Origin of the sequence: Actinomadura rubteroloni, assembly GCF_002911665.1 — a bacterium.
In the GTDB taxonomy this organism is placed as follows: Bacteria; Actinomycetota; Actinomycetes; order Streptosporangiales; family Streptosporangiaceae; genus Spirillospora; species Spirillospora rubteroloni.
The window spans coordinates 1,204,051-1,222,209 of sequence record NZ_MTBP01000002.1 but is presented as its reverse complement, the minus strand read 5'-3'; the positions used below and the strand labels follow the sequence as shown (position 1 = coordinate 1,222,209).

Annotated in this window: 17 protein-coding genes and 1 tRNA gene; 11 read left to right on the top strand and 7 right to left on the bottom strand. The window is 72.6% G+C overall.

The features are described from left to right. Positions 1–564 precede the first annotated feature (564 nt). Both BTM25_RS17205 and BTM25_RS29715 read left to right on the top strand, forming a co-directional pair. Positions 565–819, top strand: coding sequence for a WhiB family transcriptional regulator (locus BTM25_RS17205; RefSeq protein WP_103564692.1), 255 nt, complete (start codon positions 565–567; stop codon positions 817–819). A gap of 51 nt (positions 820–870) precedes the next feature. After that, positions 871–1,029, top strand: coding sequence for a hypothetical protein (locus BTM25_RS29715; RefSeq protein ID WP_168212137.1), 159 nt, complete (start codon positions 871–873; stop codon positions 1,027–1,029). Positions 1,030–1,237: 208 nt separating this feature from the next. On the opposite strand, the gene BTM25_RS17200 is transcribed toward BTM25_RS29715, so the two are convergent. Next, positions 1,238–1,912, bottom strand: coding sequence for an SDR family oxidoreductase (locus BTM25_RS17200; RefSeq protein WP_103564691.1), 675 nt, complete (start codon positions 1,910–1,912; stop codon positions 1,238–1,240). 79 nt (positions 1,913–1,991) lie between these two features. Here BTM25_RS17200 and BTM25_RS17195 point away from each other — a divergent pair, with 79 nt between their 5' ends. Beyond that, positions 1,992–2,921: a LysR family transcriptional regulator gene (locus tag BTM25_RS17195; protein WP_103563880.1), complete on the top strand. Its 930-nt coding sequence runs from the start codon at positions 1,992–1,994 to the stop codon at positions 2,919–2,921. On the opposite strand, the gene BTM25_RS17190 is transcribed toward BTM25_RS17195, so the two are convergent. Both BTM25_RS17190 and BTM25_RS17185 read right to left on the bottom strand, forming a co-directional pair. Then, entirely contained in the window at positions 2,875–4,200 is a 1,326-nt protein-coding gene (locus BTM25_RS17190) for an ABC1 kinase family protein (RefSeq protein WP_103563879.1), read from the bottom strand. The two genes, BTM25_RS17195 and BTM25_RS17190, sit on opposite strands and share 47 nt — an antisense overlap. A 459-nt stretch (positions 4,201–4,659) precedes the next feature. Then, positions 4,660–4,932: a hypothetical protein gene (locus BTM25_RS17185; protein ID WP_146059067.1), complete on the bottom strand. Its 273-nt coding sequence runs from the start codon at positions 4,930–4,932 to the stop codon at positions 4,660–4,662. A 265-nt stretch (positions 4,933–5,197) separates the two neighbouring features. Here BTM25_RS17185 and BTM25_RS17180 point away from each other — a divergent pair, with 265 nt between their 5' ends. After that, positions 5,198–5,707, top strand: coding sequence for a M48 metallopeptidase family protein (locus tag BTM25_RS17180; protein WP_103563877.1), 510 nt, complete (start codon positions 5,198–5,200; stop codon positions 5,705–5,707). Positions 5,708–5,723: 16 nt separating this feature from the next. Here the strand turns inward: BTM25_RS17180 and BTM25_RS17175 are convergent, their stop codons facing one another. Further along, positions 5,724–6,260 carry an NUDIX hydrolase gene (locus BTM25_RS17175; RefSeq protein WP_103563876.1) on the bottom strand — a complete coding sequence of 179 codons (537 nt, stop codon included), beginning with the start codon at positions 6,258–6,260 and terminating at the stop codon, positions 5,724–5,726. A gap of 178 nt (positions 6,261–6,438) precedes the next feature. Next, a complete protein-coding gene (locus tag BTM25_RS17170) occupies positions 6,439–7,767 on the bottom strand; it encodes a zinc-dependent metalloprotease (RefSeq protein WP_103564690.1) in 1,329 nt (442 codons plus the stop codon). A gap of 131 nt (positions 7,768–7,898) precedes the next feature. Between BTM25_RS17170 and BTM25_RS17165 the strand changes: the two genes are divergently transcribed. Further along, positions 7,899–8,939: an NAD-dependent epimerase/dehydratase family protein gene (locus BTM25_RS17165; RefSeq protein ID WP_205648128.1), complete on the top strand. Its 1,041-nt coding sequence runs from the start codon at positions 7,899–7,901 to the stop codon at positions 8,937–8,939. Position 8,940: 1 nt separating this feature from the next. Here the strand turns inward: BTM25_RS17165 and BTM25_RS17160 are convergent, their stop codons facing one another. Further along, positions 8,941–11,805, bottom strand: coding sequence for a UPF0182 family membrane protein (locus BTM25_RS17160; RefSeq protein WP_103563874.1), 2,865 nt, complete (start codon positions 11,803–11,805; stop codon positions 8,941–8,943). A 122-nt stretch (positions 11,806–11,927) separates the two neighbouring features. Here BTM25_RS17160 and BTM25_RS17155 point away from each other — a divergent pair, with 122 nt between their 5' ends. From BTM25_RS17155 to BTM25_RS17140, 4 genes are all read left to right on the top strand, one after another. Next, positions 11,928–12,473 carry a PPA1309 family protein gene (locus tag BTM25_RS17155; protein WP_103563873.1) on the top strand — a complete coding sequence of 182 codons (546 nt, stop codon included), beginning with the start codon at positions 11,928–11,930 and terminating at the stop codon, positions 12,471–12,473. 10 nt (positions 12,474–12,483) lie between these two features. Continuing rightward, positions 12,484–12,930, top strand: a complete 447-nt coding sequence (locus tag BTM25_RS17150; protein ID WP_103564689.1) for a molybdenum cofactor biosynthesis protein MoaE — start codon at positions 12,484–12,486, stop codon at positions 12,928–12,930. Between the two features lie 28 nt (positions 12,931–12,958). Further along, positions 12,959–14,005, top strand: coding sequence for a YlbL family protein (locus tag BTM25_RS17145; protein WP_103563872.1), 1,047 nt, complete (start codon positions 12,959–12,961; stop codon positions 14,003–14,005). A gap of 42 nt (positions 14,006–14,047) precedes the next feature. Continuing rightward, positions 14,048–14,121: transfer RNA gene (locus tag BTM25_RS17140), tRNA-Met, on the top strand. Between the two features lie 254 nt (positions 14,122–14,375). Here the strand turns inward: BTM25_RS17140 and BTM25_RS17135 are convergent. Then, positions 14,376–15,467 (bottom strand): PucR family transcriptional regulator, encoded by a 1,092-nt coding sequence (locus BTM25_RS17135; RefSeq protein ID WP_168212135.1) that lies wholly within the window; start codon positions 15,465–15,467, stop codon positions 14,376–14,378. 121 nt (positions 15,468–15,588) lie between these two features. Between BTM25_RS17135 and BTM25_RS17130 the strand changes: the two genes are divergently transcribed. Together BTM25_RS17130 and pruA are read left to right on the top strand one after the other, a co-directional pair. After that, positions 15,589–16,515, top strand: coding sequence for a proline dehydrogenase family protein (locus BTM25_RS17130; protein ID WP_103563870.1), 927 nt, complete (start codon positions 15,589–15,591; stop codon positions 16,513–16,515). A 13-nt stretch (positions 16,516–16,528) separates the two neighbouring features. Then, positions 16,529–18,157, top strand: coding sequence for an L-glutamate gamma-semialdehyde dehydrogenase (pruA, locus tag BTM25_RS17125; protein ID WP_103563869.1), 1,629 nt, complete (start codon positions 16,529–16,531; stop codon positions 18,155–18,157). The last annotated feature ends 2 nt before the right edge of the window (positions 18,158–18,159 follow it).

The window sequence follows — 18,159 nt, the reverse complement described above, 5'->3', positions numbered from 1 at the left end:
CGAAACCGCAGGTCAAAAATATCTTGCCGACTTCGCAGCGGGCCCCGTACGCTCGTCGCGAGCAATGAACCGGCCGTGCGAACGGCCCCGATGCGCCAGAGAGGCGGTGTGTAGTCCGGTGATCACCATTTACGCGAAATCGTGGCAGAGCCTGACCGCCACGTGCCCTGGCGCGTCCCTGAACGACGGCGGGCCGGCCCTTCGCGGCACGGTGACGCCGAGCGGTCTGCAGCGACGTGACGTCCAGCCCGTCTCGGGCTATGTCGCGGTCGCGCAGCGTCCGAGCGCGCAGCGAGTCCAGGCGCCGCTGGGTCGCCATGAGTCCGTCAACGCCCTGCGGGCGCTCGACGGGTTCGGCGCCCCGGCGATGGCCGAACTCTCCCCGCGGGGAGATGTGTCGGGTCCGTACCCCTGGAGGCCACCGGTCTAGAACCACCGGCGAGCCCCCAGGCCGCGGATCCGATCACCGGATCCGCGGCCTTTTGTTTTCCCGAAGACCACCGACACACCCGTTGGAATCCAATGAGAGGAACCAGGGTGACCGTGACGCAGGGGGCTCTCGCGATGAGCGAAGAGGACCTCACCCTTCCCTGCCGGACCGACCCGGAGCTGTTCTTCGCGGAGGCTCCCGCCGACGTGGAACTCGCCAAGGCGCTGTGCCTGGAGTGCCCGCTGCGCAAGCAGTGCCTCGCGGGCGCCATGGAGCGCAAGGAGCCCTGGGGCGTCTGGGGCGGCGAGCTGTTCGTGCGCGGCGAGATCGTCGCGCGCAAGCGGCCCCGTGGCCGTCCCCGCAAGCACCCGCTGCCGGACGGCGTCTGACCTGGTGGGCGGGGCGGCTCCGGCCGCCCCGCCCGGCCGTGGAGGAGAGAGATGACCATGACGATGCCCGCCCCGGAGCGGCTGCGGCGCGCGGCGCTCGTGCGCCGGACGCGGCGGGACGCGCAGATCCGCGCCGCCCGCGTCCGGCGCGTGCTGCTCGCCCCGGTCCGCTCCGGGGAACTCCCGGAACAGCGCGTCCGGGATCGGTAGCCGACGCCCCGGGCCTCCTGCGGGGGCGGTCCGGGGCCGCTGAACGTGCCCGGCCGGTCGCAGGCGCCGTCCGTCCTTCCCGGGATGGTTTCGACGGATCGCGCGCCTCCCGGCCGGGCCTCCCCGGGCGCCCGCGGACGGTTCCCTCCCGTCCCGGCGCCCTGCCGGAAGCCCGCGCGTCTCATCAACGCGCGGGCTTCCGCCGTTCTCAGGCGAGCCGTCCGCCGCCGTCCACGTGCAGGGTCGTCCCGGTGACGAACGGGTTGGCGAGCGCGAGGAGCGCGGCGGACGCGACGTCCTCGGTGCGGCCGACGGTGCCGGTCGGGTTGCGGGCGGCGGTGTCGGCGAAGAAGGCGTCCTTGGCGTCGCCGAGGCCGTCCCACACGCCGGAGTCGATGACGCCGGGGGAGATCGCGTTCACCCGGACCGGCGCCAGCTCCACCGCGAGGGCCTCGGCGAGGAACGCGACCGCGCCGTTCGTCGCGGCCATGACCGTGCGTCCGGGCACGGGCCGCCACGCGGCGACGCCGGAGAACAGCAGCACCGAGCCGCCCGGACGGAACCGGCCGGCGAAGTGCTTGGCCAGCATGATCGGCCCGATCACCTTGGCGTCGAACGCGCGGGTCACGGCCGCGCGGTCCAACTCGGTGACCGGGCCGTTGGCGCGGTCGGCGCCGAGCGCCACGAGATGGTCGAGCGTCCCGACGCGCTCGGCGAGCGCGCGGATCGAGTCCTCGTCGGCGAGGTCGACGCGGGCGTCGGCGTCCGGGCCCCGTCCGGCGAGGACGACCTCGGCCCCGGCGGCGGTCGCGTCGGCGGCGATGCGGCGGGCGATGCCCGACCGGCTCCCGATGATGAGCAGTTTCTTGTCGCGCAGTGTCATGACCTCCACAGCGCCGTCCGGTGCCGGAACCATCCCGTCGCCGCATGAGGGTTTTCGGGACAAGCCATAGAATCAGCGAATGGCAACGCTGCGCGCACTGGAATGCTTCGTGGCCGTCCTCGACCACGGCTCGGTGACCGAGGCCGCCGCGCGGCTGCACCTGTCGCAGCCCGCGCTGTCCCACCAGCTCGCCGCGCTGGAACGGGAGATCGGCGCGCCCGTCGTGGAGCGGCTGCCGCGCGGGGTGCGGCCGACCGTCGCCGGACGGGCCGTCGAGGCGGACGCGCGGGCCGCCCTCGCCGCCGCCCGCCGCGTCGTGGAGACCGGACGGGCCGTCGCGGCGGGCTCCACCGGACGCCTGCGCATCGCGTGCGCCGAGAGCATGACGGCCGGGCTGCTCGCGCCGGTGCTGCGCGCGTGGCGGCGGCGGTCCCCGGACGTCCACCTGACGCTCACCGAGACCACCAGCGCGGACGTCCTCGCCGCCGCCGTGGCCGCCGACGAAGCCGACATCGCCGTCGGGCCGCGCCCGGACCGCTGGACGGGCGCGTCCGGCGTGATCGGCCCGGAGGAGATCGTCGCGGTGCTGCCGCCCGGCGACCCGGCGGCGGACGCCCCCGCGATCACGCTCGCCGAGCTGGCCGAACGGCCGATCGTCCACTACCACCCCGACAACGGGCTGGGCGGCTGGCTGGACGCGGTCGCCGCGCGGCACGGCGTGGTGCTGGCGGCGGCGATGCGGACGCGTCAGTCCGCGACGGCGGCGCGGCTCGCGGCGGCGGGGCTCGGCGCGGCGCTGGTCCCGACGAGCGCGCTCGCGGCGTCGTTCGCGGGGACGCTGCGGCGGCTCGACCCGGTCCTGCGGCGGGACGTGGTGACGCTCGTCGGCCGGCCGGGCGACCCGGTCGTGCGGCGGTTCGAGGCGGACCTGCTGCGGCGGGGCGTCCCGGTGCCCCGCGCGATCACGGCGAAGCTGGCTCCGGGTCGGCGAAGCCCGGCACCCACCTGATCGACTCGGCGCGGGCGGGGATCTCGCATTCGAGCTGGCAGAGCACGCCCGTCCCGGCCGACAGGACCCGGTGGACGATCACGTACTCCGGCGGCAGGTTGAGCTGCCGGACGACGTTCGTCGGCCGCAGGTCCGTGACCTTCGCGGCCATGTCCCGCAGCCACTCCCGGTTGAACTTGAACGTCTCGGTGACGAACGGCTCGGTGATCGGCGCGAGGAACGCCTGGAGCGACTCGGTGTCGATCGTGACGCCCGCGCGGATGAAGTCCTCGTCGCGCAGCGCCCGCTCGATCTCGTCGATGTCGGCGAGGGTGCCGATGCGCAGCAGCCGACCCATCCGCTCGGCGAACGCGGACGGGATGCGGTCCACGGCGCCGAAGTCCAGGACGCCGAGCCGGCCGTCGGCCAGCAGCCGGAAGTTGCCCGGGTGCGGGTCGCCGTGCAGCATCCCGGCGCGCTTGGCGCCCGACAGCAGGAACCGGCAGTACAGCAGCGCGGCGTGGTCGCGCTGCTCCTGGTCGCCCTCGCTGATGACCTTGGACAGCGGGACGCCGTCGATCCACTCGGTGACCAGGACGTCCCCGGCCTGCGCGATCACCTCGGGGATGTAGAAGTCGGGGTCGTCGGGCGGGTAGGCCTCGCGCATCCGCGTCTGCGACGCCGCCTCGATCGTGTAGTCGAGTTCTTCGACCACGCGCTCCTTCAACTCGGCGAGCATCGACTTGACGTCCAGGCCCGGCATGAGGACGCCGAACAGCCGTCCGAGCCGCGCGAGCTGGTTGAAGTCGCTGATCAGCGCCTTGCCCGCGCCGGGGTACTGGACCTTGACGGCGACCGCGCGGCCGTCCGACCAGACGGCCTTGTGCACCTGGCCGATGGACGCGGCGGCGGCGGGCGCGTCGTCGAACTCGGTGAACGCGTCGCGCCAGTCCGGGCCGAGCGCGCCCGCGAGGACCTTGTGGACGGCGGACGCGGGCAGCGGGGGAGCGGCCTCCTGGAGCCGGGTCAGCGTGGCGCGGTACGGCCCGGCGATCTCCGGCGGCAGCGCGGCCTCGAAGATCGACAGCATCTGGCCGAGCTTCATCGCCCCGCCCTTCAGCTCGCCGAGGACCTTGAAGAGCTGCTCGGCGGTGCGCTGCTGGATCTCCACCGCGACGGCCTCGGCGGGCCGCCCGAGCGTGCGCTTGCCGAGGCCCAGCGCGGTGCGTCCGGCGAACCCGAGCGGAAGGGACGCCAGCTTTGCCGACCGCGTCACCGCGCGGCGAGGTAGGTCGCTCACGTCCTCATTGTCCGCGATGGACCTGGTTTCCCGCCACAGCGCCGGTCCACAAAACCGAGCGAGCGCTTTGGTGGTGATCCGCGTCACCTGCGCAAACGCGGTAAGTGTGCGCTTTCTCACCCTGAACCGGCGAACCGGGCGCCCGCTGCGGCACAGTCGAGCCCGGCCGACCCGGGCGCCGCCCGCTTCGTCGTCGGGCCGGGCTACGGCTCAAAGGTCACGGCAGGGCTCGGCCCCGGCTCCCGTCCGTCACCAAGGCGATCACACTCGGCCACTGTCCTTTCGGCCATGATCCTTTTTGTGGGCGGGCCCGGCGTCCGCCCGGCCGCGCGCGTGATCCCGCGTTCACTCCGGTGTCACCGGATCGTCACGTGATCAATCCGTGATTGGACGCGGAAAGGGCGGGAGGCCGCTTCCCCACGGCCGTCCCGCCCGGTCCGCGCGACCGTTCGCGCGGTGTCAGCGCGGCGCGCGGCGGCGGACCATCCGCGCCGCCGCGATCGACAGCGCGAGCGGCGCCACCACCTCGACCAGCCCGATCGCCACCGTCGCCCGGACGCCGAGCCGCGGCGCCGCGCGCCGGGCCAGCGGGCGCAGCGCCCGCGCCGCGAACCGCCCGGCCACGGCCCCGAGCACGCCGCCCGCCAGCCGCGTCGGCCGCCAGCGGCCGTCCTTCGTCGTCCTGCACGCACCCATCGCGACCCCCGGTTCGGTCTCCGTTACGGCTGGCACGGAAAGTACCCGAACGAACACGGAGAGAAACGCTCATGCGGGCCGTGCCGGGCGGGCCGTCCGGTGCCGGCGGGGCTCCTGCGTCCTCACCCCGCCCCCGGAAAGCATGTGATGATTGCGCGGAATCCTTGGGCTAAAGGTAAAAAGATTGCGGTTGACCAGGGCTAATGCCAATTGACCCCTGTGGTTTTCACCAACGATTGGGTACGGTTCAGGTGTGCCCCCATACGTTGAGGTCCGCCGAAGCAGCCGTCGCCGGCGGACGGTGTCCGCCTACCGCGACGGGGACAAGGTCGTCGTCCTGCTGCCCTCCCGGCTCAGCAAGGCCGAGGAGGAACAGTGGGTCGCCACCCTCCTGGAGCGGCTCGCCGAGCGCGAACGGCGCCGGCGCCCGAGCGACGACGACCTGTTCGCCCGGGCGCTGGAGCTGTCCCGCCGCCACCTGGACGCCCGCGCCGTCCCGATGAGCGTCCGCTGGGTCGACAACCAGAACGCCCGCTGGGGATCGTGCACCCCCGACGACGGCACGATCCGCCTGTCGACCCGGCTGCGCGGGATGCCGTCCTGGGTGCTGGACTACGTCCTCGTCCACGAGCTGGCGCACCTGCTCATCCCGGGCCACGGACCGGACTTCTGGGACCTCGTCGGCAACTACCCGAAGGCCGAGCGGGCGCGCGGCTACCTCGAGGGCGTCGCCGCCACCGCGCACCTCCCGCTGGCCCTGGAGGACGACGCCGACGAGCTGGAACCCGCCCGCCGCAGCGTCGCAGGCTGACCCGCGCCCCCGCGCGTCAGGCGAGGGAGCGGGCCACCAGGCGGCGCGTCGCCGTGTCGGACTCCGGCGGCAGGGCGTCGACGGGGAACCAGCGCAGGTCGTCGGACTCGTCGCTGATCACGGGCACGGCGCCCGGCGGGGCCGTCGCGCGGAACTCGACGTCCAGATGCCACGAGCCGCCCGGATGGCACGGCACGCGGTGGCGGTCGAGCGAGACCGGCACCGGATCCAGCCGCAGGCCCGCGATGCCGGACTCCTCCGTCGCCTCGCGGAGCGCGGCCGCCGCGAGCGTCGCGTCACCGTCCTCGCAGTGCCCGCCCAGTTGCAGCCACCGCTTCAGCTTCCCGTGCAGCGTCAGCAGCACCCGCGTCCCGGACGCGTCCAGCAGCGCCGTGCTCGCCGTGATGTGACCCGGCGCGCACGCGCGGCGCGTCCCGTCCGGATGGGACGCCAGATGCTCCAGGAACACCGCGCGCAGCTCGTCCTGGCCGGCATCGGGCGCGGTCCAGCCGGACAGGACCCGCACCGCGTCCGCGTGCAGCGGATCGGTCATGCGCGCCCGACGCGCGGGTACGACGCCCCCGACCGGCGACGGCGCTCATGGTCGGTCGGACGGTGCCAGCACAGCGCCGACCGCGCCGCCTGGCGGCGCACCGCCACGGCGGACGACGCCCCGTGCAGCGCGCAGCAGCCCAGCCGGGTCCTCCGGACGGCCCGGCGGCGGGGCGGCCTCACGCGCCGTCCCCCTCGTCGTCCTTCTTCTTCTCCTCGTCGGCCTCCGAGAGCAGCGAGTCCAGGCCGGACAGGTCCGCCGTCTCGCCGCGCACGAACGCGTCCGGGTCCTCCAGGTCGGCCGCGCCGGGCAGCAGGTCGGGGTGGTCCCAGACGGCGTCGCGGCCGTCGGTGCCGCGCGCCTCGGTCAGCGCCCGCCACAGCGTCGCCGCCTCGCGCAGCCGCCGGGGGCGCAGCTCCAGGCCGACGAGCGTCGCGAACGTCCGCTCCGCCGGGCCGCCCGTCGCGCGGCGCCGCCGGACGGCCTCGGCGAGCTTCACCGCGTCCGGCAGCCGTCCCTCGGCGACCCGGTTCACGACCGTGTCCACCCAGCCCTCGACCAGGGCCAGCGCGGTCTCCAGCCGGGCGAGCGCCGCCTTCTGCTGCGGCGTCTCCTCCGGCTGGAGCGACAGCTCGCCGCCGAGCGCCTCCTGGATCGCCTCCGGGTTGGACAGGTCGAGACCCTGCACGGCCTGCTCGATGCCGGAAAGGTCGACCGTGATGCCGCGCGCGTACTCCTCGACGGCGCCGAGCAGATGCGCCCGCAGCCACGGGACGTGCGCGAACAGCCGCTGGTGCGCGGCCTCGCGCAGCGCCAGGTAGAGCCGGACCTCGTCGTCGGGGACCTCCAGGCCCTTCCCGAACGCCTCGACCCCGGCGGGCAGCAGCGCGCCGACGCCGTCGGGCGCCAGCGGCAGGCCCACGTCGGCGGAGCCCACGACCTCGCGGGCCAGCGCGCCGAGCGCCTGCCCGGCCTGGCCGCCGACCATCGCGCCCGCCATCTGCCGGACCATGCCGATCAGCGGACCGGCCATCGCCTGCATCTCGGCGGGGATCTCGCCGCCGCCGAGCGCGCCGCCCATCGACTCGACCATGCGGGCCGCGATCGGGTCGCAGACCTTCGACCACACCGGCAGCGTCTGCTCGATCCACTCCGACCGGCTCCACGCCTTCGGCGTCCGGATTCCGGCGGGAAGGGACGTCCCCTCGTCGAGCCAGAGGTCGGCCAGCCGGAGCGCCTCCTCGACCTGGCGCCGTTCGGCGTCCACGATCGAGGGGTCGCCGTGCTCGGCGACCGCGTGCCGCGCGATGTCCTTGGCCATGTCCCAGTTCAGCGGGCCTCCGTCGGAGCCGCCGGGGGACTGGCCGCCGATCATGTCCGCGAAGCGGTGCAGCATGTCGGCGAACTGCCGCATGTCGCCGCCGCCCATGCCCCCGAACGGATCCTGGGGCCTGTCGTCGTCGCCGTCGCCGCCCGGACGGTTGAAGCCGAAGGGTGTGCCGGTCATCGGTTCGCCCCCGGGATGCATGATGGGCTCATATCAGCAACGTTAGCCGGTCGCGGCGACGTCGCGTACCCGAGGAAGGGGGCACCTCCGTGGCAACGGGCAAGGTTCGCCCTCGGCGTAGCCAGGGGCCTGTGGTGGCCGTCACCGGCGCCGCCGAGGGGACCGGACGGCTGCTGGCCGCCCGCCTCGTCGCGAGCGAGGAGATCCGCAAGGTCGTCGCGATCGACGCGCACCGGGGCGACGTCGACGGCGCCGTGTGGCGGGTCGCTGACGTCCGCGACCCGCTGCTGACCGGACGCCTCGCCGGCGTGGACGTCGTCGTCCATCTCGACCTGGTCTGCTCGCCCGACCTGGACGCGCGCGAGCGCCGCACCCACAACGTGCGCGGAGCGCAGACCGTCGTGCTCGCCGCCGCCGCGGCCCGCGTCCGCCGCGTGGTGCTCGTCACCAGCGCGATGGTCTACGGCGCGGACCCGACCAACCCCGTCCCGCTCACCGAGGACGCCCCGCTGCGCGCCGAGGAGAACGAGAGCGTCGCGGGCGACTACCTGGAGATCGAGGAGCTGGCGGCGTCGGCGGCGGGCGTCCACCCGGGCCTGGACGTCACCGTCGTGCGGCCCGCCGCGCTCGTCGGGCCCGGCATCGACACCGTCATCACCCGGCATTTCGAGGCGCCGCGCCTGCTCACGGTGAAGGGCAGCACGGCGGGCTGGCAGTTCTGCCACATCGAGGACCTCGCCGCCGCGCTCGAACTCGTCGTCACCGCCGACCTCGCCGGGCCGCTCGCCGTCGGCGCGGACGGCTGGCTCACGCTGGACGAGGCCGTCGAGATCACCGGCAAGCGCTCCTTCGAGCTGCCCGCCGCGCTCACGTTCGGGATGGCGCAGCGGCTGCACCGGCTCGGCATGACGCCCGCGCCCGCCACCGACCTGCACTTCGTCGCCTACCCGTGGGCCGTGGACGGCGCCCGGCTGCGCGCGGCGGGCTGGAAGCCGCGCTACGACAACGCCGCCGCGCTGCGCGTCCTCGTCGAGGAGACGGCCGGGCGGCACGCCGTCGTCGGCCGCCGCGTCGGCGGCAAGGAGGCCACGATGGCGACGGCCGCCGGGGCGACGGTCGCGGCGATCGGCGCCGCCGCCGCGATCCGCCGCGCCCGGCGGCGCCGCCGCTGACTCAGGAGTTGCCGGGCGTCGGCGTCGGTTTCGGCGTGGCCTTCGGGGCCGCGCCGGCCTTGGCCAGCGCGTCCTTGGCCGCCTTGATCCGCTTCCACGCCTCGCCCATCGCGCCGTAGTCGTTCTTGCGCTGCGCGGCCTCGAAGTCGTTGACGGCCTTCTGCAGGTCGGCGATGGCCTGCCGCGCGTCGCCGGTCAGCGTCGTGCCGCCGTCCCCGCCGTCCCCGCCGGTGGACGGCGCCGGGCCGTCGCCGAAGATCTTCTCCAGCGCGGCCGGGAGGTCCCCGGCGGACGCGATCCGGTCCCCGAACCGGACGAGCACCTGCCGCATCAGCGGGTACGGCGCCTGCTCGCTGCCGCCGGACGCCTTGGCGTACATCGGCTCGACGTACAGCAGCCCGCCCGCGAACGGGATCGTCAGCAGGTTGCCCTTCACGGTCGTGTTGCCCTGCTGGAGCTTGTAGAGGGCGTCCTTGACCTGCGGGTCCGTCTCGAACGAGTTCTGCACCTGGCCCGGCCCCTGCGCGGGCGGCGTCCGCGGCAACTGGAGGATCTTGATCTGCCCGTAGTTGCCCGGGTCGGACGTGACGGCCATGAACGCCGCCAGGTTCGGGCTGTTGCGCGGGTTGAACGCCGTCGTCAGCGAGAAGCTCTTGCCGGGCGCGCCCGGCATCTGGACGCTCTGGTAGTACGGCGGCTGGCGGCGTCCCTTGGCGCCCGGGTCCTCGGGGACGTCCCAGAAGCCTTCGCCGTTGTAGAACGCCGACGGGTCCGTCACGTGGTACTTGGCGAGGATCTGCCGCTGCACCTTGAACAGGTCCTGCGGGTAGCGGAAGTGCGCCTCCAGCGCCTTCGGCACGGCCGAGCGGGGCTGCACCGTGCCCTTGAACACCTTCATCCACGTCTTCGCGACCGGGTCGGAGGTGTCCCACTGGTAGAGCTTCACGGTGCCGTCGTAGGCGTCGACGGTGGCCTTCACCGAGTTGCGCATGTAGTTGATGGTGTCGTTGGCCTGCCGCGCCACCGCCGACCGGGTGTCGGTGATCGTGTCGCGGGTGGCGTTGCCGAGGCTCGTGTTCTCCGAGTACGGGTAGCCGGTCGCGGTGGTGTAGCCGTCCACGATCCACTGGACGCGCCCGTCGATGACCGCCGGATACGGATCGCCGTCCACCGTCAGCCACGGCGCGGCGTGCTGCACCATCTCGCGGGGCGTCCGGTCGTAGAGGATCTTCGCGTCCTTGTTGATCGCGCCCGACAGCAGGAGGTTCTTCTCCTGGAACTTCGTCGCGTACAGCAGCCGGTGGAAGAACGAGTCGATCGGGACGCCGCCCTTGCCCGCGTAGGTGTTGTTCTTCTGGCCCGCCGCGCTGTTGTCGGGGTAGTCCAGCTCCTGCTGGCCGCGTCCGCCGACCACCGAGTAGGACGGCGAGCGCTCGCCGAAGTAGATCTGCGGGCGCTCCACCTTGATCTGCGCGTCGCCGCTCGCGGGCATGTCCTTGGTGAGGAAGTTCGGTACGCCGCCGTCCGCGAGCTGGTCGCCGAGCGCCGACACCAGGCCGTACCCGTGGGTGTAGACCATGCGGTCCTTCACCCAGCTCTGCTGCCCGGCCGGGGCGCCCGACAGCTCGCGCAGCGCGACGACCGTGTCGGTGGGCTTGCCGTTGATGAGGTACCGGTCGACGTCCAGGATGTCGGGGAAGCGGTAGAACGGGCGGACCTGCTGGAGCTGCTGGAACGTCTCGCTCACCACGTTCGGGTCCAGGAGCCGGACGCCGTCGATCGTCGCCTTCGCCGCCCGCAGCTTCTTCGGGTCGGTCTCGACCTGGGTGCCGTACGCGACGACCTGCGCGCCGTCCACCCCGTACGCCCGCCGCGTCGCCTCGATGTTGCGCTCGATGAACCGGCGTTCCTTCGCCAGCTCGTCCGGACGGACCTGGAACTGCTGGATCACCAGCGGGTACACCCCGCCGAGCAGGATCGCCGACAGCACCAGCAGCGTGAACCCGACGCCGGGCAGCATCATCCCGCGCCGCAGCAGGTTGCTGAGGAACAGCCCCGCGCAGATCAGCGCGATGATCGCCAGGATCGTCTTCGCCGGGAGCAGCGCGTTCACGTCGGTGTAGGACGCGCCGGTCGTCACGCCGCGCTCGGAGTGCACCAGCCCGTACCGGTCGAACCAGTACGCGAACGCCTTCAACAGGACGAACAGCCCGACCAGCACCGACAGATGCGCCCGCGCCGCCGGGCTCGCCTTGTCGCCTGGCCCCTGCAACCGCAGCCCGCCGTACAGGTAGTGGACCATCACCGCCGCGACGATCGACAGGATGACCGTCGCGAACACCACGCCGAGCACCAGCCGCAGGAACGGGTACGTGAAGACGTAGAACGACACGTCCTTGTGGAACTGCGGGTCCTCCACGCCGAACGGCGTCCGGTTCAGGAACGCCAGCCACGTCGGCCACTGGCCCATCACCGACGAGCCCGTCAGCACGCCCAGCGCGACCAGCGCGCCCGCGGTCACCAGCCGCCGGCGCGGGTCGATGATCGCCCGGTAGCGCTCCAGCCCCTGCTGTTCCACCGACAGCGGCCGGTACGCGGGCGGCACCTTGTACGCCACGACCATGTTCGCGCCCACGGCCAGCGCCATCAGCAGGCCCGAGCCCGCGAACAGGACGGCGCGCGCCGAGAGCTGCGTCGTATAGACGCCGGAGAAACCGATCGAGCGGTACCACAGCAGGTTCGTCCACACCGCCGTGAACACCAGGTACGCGATCAGCAGGACGGCGAGGGCGACCAGCACGGGCACCACCAGGCGGCTCCGGCCGGAGCCGAGCCCGCGCCCCGGGCCTGGGGTCCGGAAGGTCAAGGGGCTACTCCGTTTCGACGTTCACGCGACCGGCGGACCCCGCCGGTTCCTGTCTAAGCAACTTACCGATTCTGCCCGGGGTTCCCGCACCGCGCCGTTTCCCGAGCCGCCAAGATGGTTCCGTGAGCCTTCTGGAAGAAGTCGTACGGGACCTGGAACGTCACACCGCGGCGGGCGGATGGGACGCGCCGCCGCGGCTGTACGCGCTCGTCCCGAGCGCCGAGCTGCGCACCGCCGAACCCGAACTGGCCGACGAACTCGGGATCGGCGCGGACGGCGAGACGCTCGCCGCCCTCGAACAACCCGAACTCCCCGCACAAGGATCGGTGGAGGAGTCCCTGGCCACCATCGCATGGCCGGACGCGGTCGCGGGCTGCGCCCTCGTCATCGAGCGCGTCGTCCTGCCCCCCGAGGCCGAGGACGGCATCCCCGACGACGAGGCCGAGGCCGCCGCGTGGATCGCCGCGCACCCCGGCCGCGAGGACGTCCGGATGATCGTCGGCGTGCTGCGCGACGGCACCCGGCACTCCGCCCTCCGGTTGCGCCGCCACGACAGCGACGACGAGGTGCTCCTCGGGCCCGACCTCGTCCCCGCCCTCGCCGACGCGCTCGCGCTGACGCTCGAACCCGACGAGCCGGACGACGACGGGGAACCGTCCGCCGGGTAATGTGCGGCGCGTGACCGATGTGCCCGCGCCCGCCGCCGATCCGATCCGGCTCGCCCGCGTCCAGGACGCGCCGCTGTCGGTCGACGAGGTCCTCGCCGCCGTCGGCGACCCCGCCGCCGGGGGCGTCGCCCTCTTCGTCGGAACGGTCCGCGACCACGACCACGCGCGGGCCGTCCGCGCCCTCTCCTACAGCGCCCACCCCTCCGTCGAGGACGAACTGCGCACGGTGCTGGGCAAGGTCGCGGCGGAGTTCCCCGTCCGCGGGCTCGCCGCCGTCCACCGCGTCGGCGACCTCGCGGTCGGTGACCTCGCCGTCGTCGTCGCCGCGTCCTGCCCGCACCGCGCCGAGGCGTTCGCCGCCTGCCGCCGCCTGATCGACGACCTCAAGGCGCAGGTGCCGATCTGGAAGCACCAGCAATTCTCCGACGGCGGGGACGAGTGGGTCGGGGCCTGCTGAACGGCCCCGGGCGCATAGAGTTTCCGCCATGTCCCGACACGCCGTCACCCTGACCGTCGCGAGCGTCCTCGTCCTGCTGCTGGCCGCGGTCGCGTCGGTCCTGAAAGTGCCCTACGTGGAGCTGATGCCGGGACCCACGAGCAACACGCTCGGCACCAACGACAAGGGCGAGCCGGTCATCCGCATCGACGGCCGGCAGACCTATCCCGACACCGGGCACCTCAATTTCACGACCGTCTCGTTCCGCGGCGGCCCCGGCGCCCGCATGGACCTGCTCACCATTCTCAACGGATGGCTGAAGAAGGACGTCGCGGTCGTCCCCGAGGAGACCTACTTCCCGAAGAACCAGACGCAGAAGCAGGTCGACGAGGAGAACACGCGGGAGATGGCCGACTCGCAGCAGAGCGCCCAGGTGGCCGCGCTGCGCGAACTCGGGATCGCCGTTCCGTCGCACATCGTCGTCCAGGCCGTGCAGAAGGGCAAGCCCGCCGACGGGCAGCTCCGCGCCGGGGACGAGATCGTCGCGCTGGACGGCAAGAAGGTCGCCGCCGTGTCCGAGGTGACGGCGCGGATGAGCAAGCGGCGGCCCGGCTCGGTCGCCGTCCTGACCGTCCGGCGCGGCGGCAAGGACCAGAACATCGCGCTGACGACGGTCGCGTCCGACGACGGCAAGCGAGCCGTGGTCGGGGTCGTCCTCGGCACCGGCTACACGATGCCCTTCAAGATCAACATCAGTGTCGGGGACATCGGCGGCCCCAGCGCCGGCCTCATGTTCTCCCTGGCCATCGTCGACAAGCTCACCCCCGGCGCCCTCACCGGCGGCAAGTTCATCGCCGGCACCGGCCAGATCGACCCGGACGGCACCGTCCAGCAGATCGGCGGCATCCAGCAGAAGATGATCGCCGCCCGCGCCGCCGGCGCCACGATCTTCCTCACGCCCAAGGGCAACTGCGCCGACGCCGCACCCGTCCGGCCCAAGGGCCTCCGGCTCGTCCGCGCCGACAACCTCCACCAGGCCCGTCAGGCCCTCGAAGCCCTCACCACCGGCAAGGGCGCCGTCCCCTCCTGCCCCTGAATTTGCGTAAGCCCCCGCACCCCCATAGAGTTAAGACATCGCCGCGGGGTGGAGCAGTTCGGTAGCTCGCTGGGCTCATAACCCAGAGGTCGCAGGTTCAAATCCTGTCCCCGCTACGGATTGGGATCCGTCTGGTCGCAAACCTTTGGTTTGCTTCCGGGCGGATCCTTCGCTTTTTGTCGGGGGGACGACCCCCCGTGCCCCCCGATGTGGGGGGCTCCGCCCCCCACGCCCCCTTTGTGGCTTGGTTGTTGGTCGTTTTTGCCTTTTTGGTCCTTTTTCTGTGTAGTGGTCTGTCTGTGGTCATGGCTTTGTGGTTCGTCCGGCCGCACCTAAAGAAGAACAACCTGATGAGAGGCCCTGGTGCCGTTCAGGGGGCCGTTAGGTGGGGGGAGAGGGTCAGGGCCAGGTGCAGGGTCAGGCGGTCCTGGCCTGTTGTCAGGTCCAGTTCGGTGAGGGCTTCGATCCTCGTCAGGCGGTGGTAGAGGGTCTGGCGGTGGATGCCCAGGGACTCGGCCGTGGGCTTGATCGCTCCCGCGTTCTCCAGGAACAGGCGGGCCGTGTCGGTCAATGTCGCGTTGGTCAGGAGACGGGTGATGCCCTCGGTGAGGATCGCCTCGTTGAGGGACGTGTCGTCGGACCAGCGGAGCAGGCGCAGGGCGCCCAGGGAGTCCCACGTCCTCGTTGTGCCCGGTTCGGTTGCCCGTGCCGCTGTTCTCGCTCGCTGCCAGGCTTCGCGGACTCCGGTCAGGGACGCGCAGTGCTCGTGGATTCCCGCCGTCACCGGGCCGCTGCTGCGCTCCTCCAGCAGGCTCCTCGCTCGCGCGACCACCGAGGACGGGTCGCGGCCCGGTAGCGGGACCAGCAGGACGTGGTCGCCTTCCCACGTCGTCGTGAGGACGGAGCGGGGGAGTTGCCAGGGGTTCAGGACGTCTGTGCCTTGGGCTCTCAGGACTGCTACCGCCACCGGGGTTTCTATGCTGACGTCGGCTGCCGCTCTCGTGCGTACTTCGTGGTCGGTGGAGAGTAGTTCGGCCAGCTTCAGGCCTAGGTCGCCGCGTTCTCTGGCCTGGCGTGCCATTTGCAGGCCCGCGCGTTCGCAGAGAGGGGCGGCGCTTGCGGCGCGGGCGGTGTCGATGCGTTCTTCGTCGTCCAGCAGCCACAGGTAGCCGTAGGTCACGCCGTTCCAGCGGACGGGCAGGCAAAGGCGTCCGAGCACGCCCGCCGCGTGGTCGGCGGGGATGCGGACCGGGCCCGTCGCGCGGGCTATGCCGTAGCGCTCGAACCTCGACCGGACGGCCTCCGTCGAGCGGCGGTGCAGGATCGACTCCATCCGCACCGGATCGATCGTCGTGCCGTGCGCCGCGTACGCGACGAGGTGGAAGTCGCGGTCCTCCAGGGTCGCGGGAGCCCCGAGCAGTTCGGCCGTCCGCTCGGTGACCTCCTGAAGATCGTCGGCCATCCGCCCTCCCTCTGACATTTGTCGCGACAATCGTGGCCACTGACGTGACATTTGACTGTATGCCCCGGCGAAGGACGCTTCTTACCGTCAGGTCAGACCCTTAGACCTCGGGGAGGAACTCGTGGCCAGTTCCCTGCTTCTCGCGGCCGCCCGCAGCGCGCGGCTCCGCGACGCGATCACCGCGCTGCCGCCCACCCGGAGCGTCGTGGACCGGTTCGTCGCGGGGGAGGACCTGGACGCCGCGCTCCGGACCGTCCGCGACCTCACCCGGCACGGGCTCCGGGTCACCCTCGACCACCTCGGCGAGGACACGACCGAGCGGGCGCAGGCCGACGCCACCCGCGACGCCTACCTGCGGCTGTTCGACCGGCTCGCCGCCGACGGCCTCGCCGACGGCGCGGAGGCGTCGGTCAAGCTGTCGGCGCTCGGGCGGGCGCTCCCCGGCGACGGCGCGTCGATCGCGCTGGACAACGCGCTCGCCGTCGCCGCCGCGGCCCACCGGGGCGGCATGACGGTCACGCTCGACATGGAGGACCACACCACGGTCGACTCCACGCTCGCCGTGCTCGGCAAGCTCCGCGCGGAGTTCCCGTCCACGGGCGTCGCGATCCAGGCCATGCTGCGGCGGACGGAGGGTGATCTGCGCGATCTCGTCCATGAAGGGTCGCGGGTGCGGCTCGTCAAGGGCGCCTACGCCGAGCCGCCGTCCGTCGCGTACCAGGCCAAGGCCGACGTGGACCGCGCGTACGTCCGGGCGCTGCGCCTGCTCATGGAAGGCGACGGCTATCCGATGGTCGCCAGCCACGATCCCCGGATGCTGGACATCGCCAAGGCCCTCGCCGTCCGCGCCGGACGCGCCCCGGGCGGCCACGAGTTCCAGATGCTCTACGGCATCCGGACCGGTGAGCAGCGGCGGCTCGCGGCGGCGGGCGAGACGATGCGCGTCTACGTGCCCTACGGCGTCGACTGGTACGGCTACTTCACGCGCCGGCTGGCCGAGCGTCCCGCCAACCTCGCCTTCTTCCTCCGTTCCCTCGTCTCCCGCTGAGGAGGTCCCCCGCATGGACGCCGTCACTTCTGTCCCCGCGCCCGTCAACGAACCCGTCCACGGTTACGCGCCCGGCAGCCCGGAGCGCGCCCGGCTGACGGCGGCGCTCGCCGAGCTGGCCGCCGGCCCGATCGACCTGCCGATGACGATCGGGGGGCGTGAGCGCCTCGGCGGCGGGGCGAAGACCGACGTCGTCCAGCCGCACCGGCACGCCGCCGTGCTCGGCACGTTCGGCGCCGCGACGCGCGAGGACGCCCGGGACGCCGTCGACGCCGCGCTCGCCGCCGCCCCGGCCTGGCGTGCGCTGCCGTTCGACGAGCGTGCCGCGGTCTTCCTGCGCGCCGCCGACCTGCTCGCCGGGCCGTGGCGGGAGACGATGGTGGCCGCGACGATGCTGGGGCAGTCCAAGACCGTCCAGCAGGCGGAGATCGACAGCCCGTGCGAGCTGGTCGATTTCTGGCGGTTCAACGTCCACTACGCGCGGCGGATCCTGGCCGAGCAGCCGATCAGCGGCCCCGGGGTGTGGAACCGCACCGACCACCGGCCGCTGGAGGGGTTCGTCTACGCGATCACGCCGTTCAACTTCACCGCGATCGCCGCGAACCTGCCGACCGCGCCCGCGCTGATGGGCAACGTCGTCGTGTGGAAGCCGTCGCCGACGCAGACGTACGCGGCCGTCCTCACGATGCGGCTGCTGCGCGAGGCCGGGCTGCCGGACGGTGTCATCAACCTCGTCACGGGCGATGGGCAGGCCGTTTCGGACGTCTTGCTCACCCATCCCGACCTGGCCGGAATCCACTTCACCGGGTCCACCACCACGTTCCAGCACCTTTGGCGGACGGTCGGCGAGAACATCTCGGGCTACCGGACGTATCCTCGTCTCGTCGGCGAGACCGGCGGCAAGGACTTCGTCGTCGCGCACCCGTCCGCCGACCCCGCCGTGGTGAAGACGGCGCTCGTGCGCGGCGCGTTCGAGTACCAGGGGCAGAAGTGCTCCGCCGCGTCCCGCGCGTACGTCCCGCGCTCGCTCTGGGAGGACGGACTCCGCGACGCCCTCGCCGCCGAGGTCGACGCGCTGCCGATGGGCGACGTCACCGACCTGCGCAGCTTCCTCGGCGCCGTCATCGACGCCCGCGCCTACACCCGCAACAAGGCCGCTATCGAACGTGCCGCCGCGGATCCCACCGTCGAGGTACTGGCCGGGGGAGCGTGCGACGACAGCGTCGGGTACTTCGTGCGGCCTACCGTTCTCGTCGGTACCGATCCATCGCACGAGATCTTCACCGAGGAGTACTTCGGGCCGATCCTCGCCGTCCACGTGTACGACGACGCCCGGTACGAGGACACGCTGCACCAGCTCGAATCCGTCGCCCGGTACGCGCTCACCGGCGCCGTCATCGCCACCGACCGCGCCGCCGTCGCCCGCGCCCAGGAGATCCTGCGGTTCGCCGCCGGGAACTTCTACGTCAACGACAAGCCCACCGGCGCCGTCGTCGGGCAGCAGCCGTTCGGCGGCGGACGCGCCTCGGGGACGAACGACAAGGCCGGATCGCCGCAGAACCTCCTGCGCTGGACGTCGCCCCGCTCGATCAAGGAGACGTTCGTCCCGGCGACCGACCACCGCTACCCCCACATGGGGTGAGC

Excerpts from the sequence above, each read along its gene's own strand:
- BTM25_RS17205 (WP_103564692.1), top strand. The coding sequence starts at position 565 with ATGAGCGAAGAGGACCTCACCCTTCCCTGCCGGACCGACCCGGAGCTG.
- BTM25_RS29715 (WP_168212137.1), top strand. The coding sequence starts at position 871 with ATGACCATGACGATGCCCGCCCCGGAGCGGCTGCGGCGCGCGGCGCTC.
- BTM25_RS17200 (WP_103564691.1), bottom strand. The coding sequence starts at position 1,912 with ATGACACTGCGCGACAAGAAACTGCTCATCATCGGGAGCCGGTCGGGC.
- BTM25_RS17195 (WP_103563880.1), top strand. The coding sequence starts at position 1,992 with ATGGCAACGCTGCGCGCACTGGAATGCTTCGTGGCCGTCCTCGACCAC.
- BTM25_RS17175 (WP_103563876.1), bottom strand. The coding sequence starts at position 6,260 with ATGACCGATCCGCTGCACGCGGACGCGGTGCGGGTCCTGTCCGGCTGG.
- BTM25_RS17170 (WP_103564690.1), bottom strand. The coding sequence starts at position 7,767 with ATGACCGGCACACCCTTCGGCTTCAACCGTCCGGGCGGCGACGGCGAC.
- BTM25_RS17145 (WP_103563872.1), top strand. The coding sequence starts at position 12,959 with ATGTCCCGACACGCCGTCACCCTGACCGTCGCGAGCGTCCTCGTCCTG.
- BTM25_RS17135 (WP_168212135.1), bottom strand. The coding sequence starts at position 15,467 with ATGGCCGACGATCTTCAGGAGGTCACCGAGCGGACGGCCGAACTGCTC.
- pruA (WP_103563869.1), top strand. The coding sequence starts at position 16,529 with ATGGACGCCGTCACTTCTGTCCCCGCGCCCGTCAACGAACCCGTCCAC.